We start from the raw sequence: 7,514 nt of genomic DNA, 5'->3' as shown, positions 1-7,514 counted from the left end.
TTGGATCGTCACCCAGGTGATTATCATTCTCATTCATTTTTTTATTCTCAATAAACCTGTCAATAAGCTCTCATCTTTTTGAGGCTTGAGGGGGGAAATGCTCTGTCTGCCAAGCTTTTGAGCTGCTTGTCACCCCTTCAGGTGGCAACGTCTGCTCGTTCTTTGGTGGTTGCAGCAGGTATCCTGTTGGTGACGTTGGGTGTGGGTGCTTTGATGGGGTGGATGGGTTGGCTTTGGTTTCAAGGGGGGTTTGCGCCGGGGGAAGCGGTTCATCTGACTCAGGAGCAGGCGGAGGCTTTGCGGTGGGCAACTAGCGCTGAGGGAAAGTTTGCTCGGAATTTGATGAGGTGGAATGGGGATAGTCTGACTAATTTAGAATGTAAGAAGGAAGTGCAGCGTTTGGGGGTGACGTTGGAAGTTGCGGGTAGGCCAGCAACTTCCGGGTTCTGTACTATATGGGTGGAACCTGTAGAAAAGCGTAAGTTTAAGATGTGATACTGTTGGCGAACTTCACAATTGACTGCCTCTGGTGAGCTCGGAATTTAGTTCACCCAGCAAAGAGCGCGATCTGCGCTTCGTAGCAGCGCTTCGCTATCGCGCTTTCTTCTCCAGGAAAACAAAAGTTGCATTAGCCCACCTCACTTGCTTCGTCATCTGCCAACTGCCGCCAGCTATCGTCGTAGTAAAACTCACCCACCAATCCAACCGGGTTCTGAATCGGAGTCACCTTTGCTTCATCCATTTCAGCCTGCTCAACCACGTATAGCCAGAACTCATCCTGCTTCTCATTACCCTTTTCAAACTGAGTTAGAGACATGCAGACTCCTCGTCTGTCCCATAACCCTCGCAGTGACTTCACCTCGATATAGCGAACTTCGCCCGATCGCACATCCCTAGACTCAATATCGTAGCCGGGATGATTTGGGTGAATCTCATTCATATCTTTAGGTTCACGCCCATGCCGACGCTCATACTCCATGACTTGCGCCATCCCAGCCCGGTCAATCTTTTTCCCCTCTGCCTCTGACAATTCCGCTTCTACGCTCTTGTTCGGCTCAACCTCCAACCCAGAACGAACTCGGACACCATTGCGATATTGTTGGCTTGGATATGTAGTTCTCGCGACCGATTTTGCAGGTTTAATAATTGGATTGGCAGCAGGCTGAACGGGAGTAAACGGAACAGGAGGTGAGATTACTGCTGAATCATTGTTCGTAGGCGGAGCAGAGTTAGGTTTGGTGTTCGCTTGCTCTAAGGCATTGCCATTAGTGCTTGTAACCAATGAAGGACTAGCTGGCTTTTGCTCGTTCCCATCTTTCGTCTTGTCCTCATCCATGCTGTCCGTCCCAAACTCATCCAGCAAATCGGTATCAAAGATTTGGTCAACCTCATCTCCATCCGTTTCGTCAAACGGTACAGTTACTAGAGCTGCTCGCTTGAGTGCCTTTACTTTCAGCCGATCAAGCAAATGTTCAATCTCCGATGGCTGGCTGTTGAACATTGTCAATAAGCGAGCCGTATCATTCAGCTTAAAGCTGCCTAGCTGATGGTTGAGGCTCTCAGTCTGGTGATGGCGCATCAATTCTTCGCCCTCATAGCTGAGGTAGAACACACACTTGTTCGGCTCGAAGTAATAGCTTCCTTGCAGCCCTGACGCGATACAATGATCGTCCAGTAGCAATTTGGTGGTAATCGTCCCCGCTGCTACAACACCTGCCCTTGCTAGCCAATCCAGTTCCACTTTGGCTTCTAATCCGTACTGGTCTACAATCAGCCGCTCTAACCCTCTGAGAAATTCTGGCGAGCGCAGCAGATTCCGCCACTTCTGACAAAGCCTGTTCGCATTCTGGTCGTTTGTTAAGTCAATGTTTGTAGGCTTCTCAATCACATCGCTCAGCAGCGATCGGCTACCTGCGGTACTCGCTAAAGTGTGGGGAACTTCAGGGTGCAAGATTTTGACCTGATTACGATCAGCAATAGCATTTAGTCGCCAGGGTGCATCGGGGATAAGAATTTGGTTGGGTGGCAACAGCAGGTTATCGTCTGTCAGCAAGAGCAAATCGTAATCGGCAGCAGAACGTTGTTCTAGTTCCAAATCTCTCGTTAGAAGCTGCAAAACCTCGTAGGCACACTTCGCATCATCAGCATCTAAAGGTTCACCTCTGCACTCTTTCGCTAGCTGTGCCAAAAAAGCAAGGTAGTCGTCGATTCCGGGCTGCCGTTTTTGCCCTAAAAGCTCGTACACCTCCCGAATGGGCGAAGAAGGCGTAATTCTTTGCCGACGTTTACCAAAGAAAGGAACGTTGACCTGAAATGTGTGTTCCGGCTTCCAAAACTCCCCATAGTTCCACAAACACTTGTAACCTTGCAACTGGTTTCGCAACCATTGACGGTCTGCATCCGTCGCTCGACTGCTAAGAAACGCAGTATTGAAATAGTTGTAGATGTTTTGGAGCGATCGCTGAAATGCCTCATCGTCAAATGATGGAGTTGCCTCCCCATCCCAAAGTTGTATCAAAGCCTTAAAGTGGTTCACCACGTCTTCGCGGTTGGGAAAACGGAAGCCCAGAGCTTGCTGAAACTCATTCTTCGGCAGTTTGCCAACTACAAACAAAGGCTTTTGGCTGGCTACAAGAAACCCATAGGGACTAAAGCAGACCTCATCACTCCGATACAGCCTGTTCTGCGGAACCGTGAATGCCGGGAATCGCTTAAGTTTCTCTGGATCTCGCTCAACGGGGAGCCAAGCCCTCGTCTTCAAAGCTTCAGCCAGCGTTTTACCCGTAGACACCTTTTCTTTTTCCAGTCGCTCCCAATGTTTTTCAAGGTGGCTAAATACGTCTGTCAAATGCTTGCTGATCGCATCCGTCACCCCGTTCTTTGCCTGCTGAATTTGCTCATCCACATACGTCAACAGGTCATTTGCACTGGGTGTTTCCAACATCCTCAACTCTCGAAAGAAGTCGAGCCAATGCTCTGCGTTTTTGTAGATTCCCATGTCGGGCGTATGGGCACGCTCTCCCAGCACCAGCCGCACTTCGTTATATGTTTTGGGACTGTAGATAGCACTTGTCGCTCTTAGTTGACCATCTGTACAACGAATGAGAGGTGCTTCTCGCACTCGCTTTTTCAGATCAACACTTTGACTCCGCTTTTCTAGCTCCGTCTGGGCAATGCTCAAATGGTCACGTATCCACTCTAGGGCTTCCAACTGCTGGTTTGGCTTGAGATTAGCGTAGTCCGCCAGCAAATTTTGGATCATCGTTGTATGATCCAAAACAGGAACCCCCAAGAAATCGTAAAACGCTTTCCACTCCTGGCTATTCTCATTAGCTCCCAAACAGAGCAGCTTCAACGAACCGGCAACTTTAGGAGGAACATAGCCACCGGGTGCGTAGACATTGTTCAACTCTGTTAGCTGACCTTCAATGGTGGGATAAATTTGCAACTGGCGCAGCTTTTTCTTGCGAGGCTCATCGTTTTTCCCTTCCCCCTGTATCCAGTTTCGATCGGCTAGGAAGCTAACTAATCCCTTGTAATAATCTGGATTGTAAACAGGCAACTCACCCTTAGCATATAATGTGTCGATCAAGTCAGGAACGGTGAGCCGCCAAATTAGTTGATCGGAATGGCGGCTGCGAAACGTAGCGATCGCTCTCTGTAGCGGTTCCTGAGCCTCGACCAGCGGAATCTCAAAGTATTTCAGCGTATCCAACGTTTCTCTAGATGTGCTGGAGCCGTACCACAAAGGCGTTTCCGCAGTTCCTCCTATGTACAACAAGCCATCGTTACAAGGAACTAGCGGAACTTCCTTAATTTCATTGGTCGGCAAATTCTTTACGTCTGCAAAGAAGTTGTAGACCTGCGTCAGCCAGCTTGAGTTAGGAATCTGCTCTCCATCCGGTTCCCATTCGACCGCAATGTAGTCACCCAAATCAATCAAATCCTTTAGCCGTTTCGCCACCTCTACTGGAGTAAGTATGGAAATGCCTTGACCTTGGCATTGGCTAATCTCCCTCACCCGATCAGCAAAGTCTTCGTCTAAAAACCAGTCAGGACGGCTAGCAAAGATGTGATCCATGAGTATCTGGCGCTCATGTGAATTCAGGATGTAGATGAATCCTGGAGGATTATGTCCAAAGCTTTGCAACGTCCCATCTGCCAAAATTGCCAATGGCAAATCCTTCACATCGCGACGGCCATCGCTAAGGCAGTAGCGTAACAAGTTCGTCACCCATTCTCGCTTGCGAAGGCAAGCTTTGGGAGCCTTTGCCACGGGCATTCCCAAAGGTTCTTTCATTAGTAGGCGTGATCGCAAATCGATTGGCTTAAAGACGGTAAGAGGAGTATCGGCTCTCGAAAATGCAGCTTCTAGTTCGGGTGGCAGAGTTGGATCGGGCAAATCTATACCATCTAATCGCAGCGGATCGAGTAAGCTTTCCCACCCTTGGGGAAGAATCTTGATGGTTTGAGGTGTAACCCAGTGAGTTTTGCCGACTTGACGCCGACCGTTTTGCTGAATAACAGTGGGATGCCCAATCGCCGATCGAATGACTCGTTTGGATTGGAGCAGTTTGATGACGTAGGTTGGCAACTCGGCCAGAGCTTTAGTTGTACGTTCGGGCGGAAAGAATTGGTAAAAACGTTCAGGTTCCGTCTCCCCAATATCCTCTACCAAGCTCACGATTAAGTTAGCGTAAGCATGGGATAGCACATGGCGCACTAGCAGTTGGTTCCATAACACCCGCTTTTTGTCCCTGCCCGTTAGCGAGTCGCTAGTTAGTTCGCGTCGAGACGAGTCCAAATCAAAAAAGCCATTGATGTGAACAGGAAGTCCCGTTTCCTGGGGAAGCGGCAGAAAACAGTATGCCCGACCCACAAAGGTTTTTTGTTGGGTGTTGCCAGTTCTAGAAATAAGAGCAGCGGCTCCCGCCCAAGGTACAGCCTTCTCACCTTGTGCCGCCATTTCCTGCATTAAGCTGAGCAACTCGCCTTCCGCACGTATTAGGCTGGTAACGCGCCAAGTTGAGATGGTTTGATTTTCGGGAGTGGCAACCTTAATCGTGTGCCGATAACAAACTGCGGGAAGATCATTTGAAGCACTTTGGCAAAGTGTCAACAGAGTATCTGCGCCCTTCTGCAATTGCGTAAGCAGCTTTCTCCGCTCAATTTTGACCGCTTGATCGTTTTGGGTAGCGATAGCAAGCAAATCGCGCTTACTGCCGTCAGAGTCGATCTCACAAACCTGAATCGTCAGAACCGATTTGAGGAAGAGCAGCATCTCCTCCCCGGCTTTGACAAATTCTGCCAGCAGTTGCCGCACGTTCTCTTGGCTGAACGGCTCATTCCGAATTTTGCTTTGCTTTGCCTGAGCGACATTCCGTAGGGGCAGACGAAAGAGCGTTCCGTCGAAGTGGGTTATGCCTGCTCGTAGTCCGCCCGGTTCGTAGACCTTCATGAAGTCGGGATAGCCCCACCATCCATCTTCAAATCGCCAGCTATGTCCCGGTTGTCCTAGTGTTGCACCCGGAATTGCAGACGCATGAGGGTCAAAAAAGACAATGCGATCGCGAGAAATAAAGCTGGGGTGGTCGGTGACGTGGTAGACAGAATTGAAGCCCACTCCAAATCGACCCGTCTTCCAAAGAGTTTCTCGCTTGCCGCTATCACCCAAGCTTTTGATATTTTTAAAATCTTCGTCCGTGAATTTGGAGTCGTTGTAGACCAGCATAGAGGCTCCCATCAAAGCTTCCATTCGAGGATCGGGAAGCTGTTCAAAGCTGTGAGTGCGCCAATCGAAAATGATTTCTACACGGGTTGCTCCAGCGTCATCAGCATTTTGAATTAGCTCCTTAATGATGCCAACTCCTTCTGGATAATCCCGAATCAAGTTCTTCAATCGTGTCGTGAGTGGTTCGCTTTGATACCAGGCTTCACCCTCACCCAGCGTAATAATGCCTGGTGTATTGTCAGGTAAATGTTCGACAGCAATCATGCTTGATTAAGCTCCAAAGAGACAGAATTATTCTTAGTTACATCTGGTAGCTGCTGGCGAACCACAGACCACAGATTCAGACAAATCGCAACCCGTACCCCCTTCGTCTACTTTGCTTGGGAATGTTTCAACGCTAACCTACTACTCAGGACTTACGCAAATCTATGGATTGCTACTCAAACCCCGCGATCGCCACTCCCTAACCCCAAGACGCGATCGCACCAAATCCTCGCTTAACTAAAAAAAATCCCAGCTTGGTTAAGCTGGGGTCTTCACTAGGATAAGTGTGTAGAAACTCTTGGGAGGGAGATTGGTATTAGCTAACAGCCAGCGCGGTTAGAATCAGGAAGGTAACTCTAGTTAACCAAGCCTGCGCGGAGAGCGCGTACTGCTGCTGAAGTACGGTCATCGCAAGCTAGCTTATCAAGGATATTACGCACATGAGTTTTCACAGTGCCAAGAGAAATGTATAGCGATTCGCCTATTTCTTCATTGCTGTACCCCTCTACAATTAGCTCTATGACTTCCCTCTCTCGTTGTGTTAGAGGATTGGTCATCAGTAACTCGCTATCTTCTGGCTTTAAACCATGGATTGACACCATGGGAACAGCTACGGCGGTAGCCATTACCTTGAACGGGTTATTCAGGCGAGCCAAAACGATTCTCGCAATTGATGAATCAATCCAATTTTCGCCTAAATGGGTTTCAACAATTGCTTCCACTAGTTTTTCAAGCCGGACATCTTTCATACAGTAAGAGTCAGCTCCCGCTGCAAAAGCCGCCAGTACCGATTCCTCATTATCCTGCATGGTCAAAATTAGCACTTTAGGCTGATTATCAAGGTTTAGAGCTTTTGATTGTTTGACATACTCTTTGAACCTTTTGGTTAACTCAATTCCGTCCACTAACCCCGGTAGTCCGATATCGATTATCGCTACGTCAGGCAAGGTTTTCTCTAGCAGAGTTATCCCTTGTAAACCATTCGCCGCTTCTCCAATAAAGCTAATCTCCTCACAGTCTTCTAGAGCAGCTTTGATGCCGGAGCGGGTGAGGTGATGGTCTTCAATTAAAGCAACATTAATCTTGTTCATGGTTGGCTTGTTGAAAAAGATAATTGACTTTCAGAGCTGTTTGGTGCCAAGTGGGGGAGGCGTACAGTAAATATGCTGCCTTTACCCACCATTGATTCCACTTCAATGCTGCCTGAGTGGGCTTCTACAATCCGACGCCATAGATGTAATCCCAAGCCCGTTCCTGCTCTAGCATGGTTTCCTGTGCGGAACCGTTCAAAGAGGGTGGCTTGTTCTGATGGCTTGATACCGGGTCCGGTGTCTTCTACACTAATACTGACGGAATTGGCATCTTGACGGACAAAGATTTTGACCGAGAACTAGGGATACAAGCCTCGTCCTTTTAGGACGACTTTTTATTTTCTCTTAGTCTTGTATTGTAATAAATAATGTGTTAATCTATAAAAGTAGTCTAGCACAGGCGAAAGTCGTGAGTATCGCCAATCGAT

Annotated in this window: 3 protein-coding genes and 1 pseudogene; 1 reads left to right on the top strand and 3 read right to left on the bottom strand. The window is 48.4% G+C overall.

The genetic code is table 11. From position 1 onward, the window contains the following. Window positions 1-126: 126 nt before the first annotated feature. On the top strand, window positions 127-495 hold the full coding sequence (locus RLO19_RS05140; RefSeq protein ID WP_446354437.1) for a DUF6753 family protein: 369 nt from the start codon (window positions 127-129) through the stop codon (window positions 493-495). Window positions 496-628: 133 nt separating this feature from the next. Here RLO19_RS05140 and RLO19_RS05135 read toward each other — a convergent pair whose 3' ends face one another. The 3 genes and pseudogenes from RLO19_RS05135 to RLO19_RS05125 form a co-directional block, all read right to left on the bottom strand. Beyond that, the gene (locus RLO19_RS05135) at window positions 629-5,995 is read right to left on the bottom strand and encodes a sacsin N-terminal ATP-binding-like domain-containing protein (RefSeq protein WP_446354435.1); all 5,367 of its coding nucleotides are present in this window, start codon (window positions 5,993-5,995) and stop codon (window positions 629-631) included. A gap of 356 nt (window positions 5,996-6,351) precedes the next feature. After that, window positions 6,352-7,086, bottom strand: a complete 735-nt coding sequence (locus RLO19_RS05130; RefSeq protein WP_446354433.1) for a response regulator — start codon at window positions 7,084-7,086, stop codon at window positions 6,352-6,354. Continuing rightward, window positions 7,083-7,379 (bottom strand): annotated as a pseudogene (locus RLO19_RS05125) (sensor histidine kinase); the annotation flags it as partial. The gene RLO19_RS05130 and the pseudogene RLO19_RS05125, both read right to left, overlap by 4 nt. Window positions 7,380-7,514: the final 135 nt, after the last annotated feature.

The organism is Coleofasciculus sp. G2-EDA-02, from assembly GCF_040226375.1.
GTDB lineage: Bacteria > Cyanobacteriota > Cyanobacteriia > Cyanobacteriales > Coleofasciculaceae > Coleofasciculus.
The sequence above is the reverse complement of the archived record's forward strand: the minus strand, read 5'-3'. Positions and strand labels throughout refer to the sequence as shown.

Bases quoted from the DNA above. Each gene is read 5' to 3' on its own strand.
- RLO19_RS05130 (WP_446354433.1), bottom strand. From the start codon at position 7,086: ATGAACAAGATTAATGTTGCTTTAATTGAAGACCATCACCTCACCCGC.
- RLO19_RS05135 (WP_446354435.1), bottom strand. From the start codon at position 5,995: ATGATTGCTGTCGAACATTTACCTGACAATACACCAGGCATTATTACG.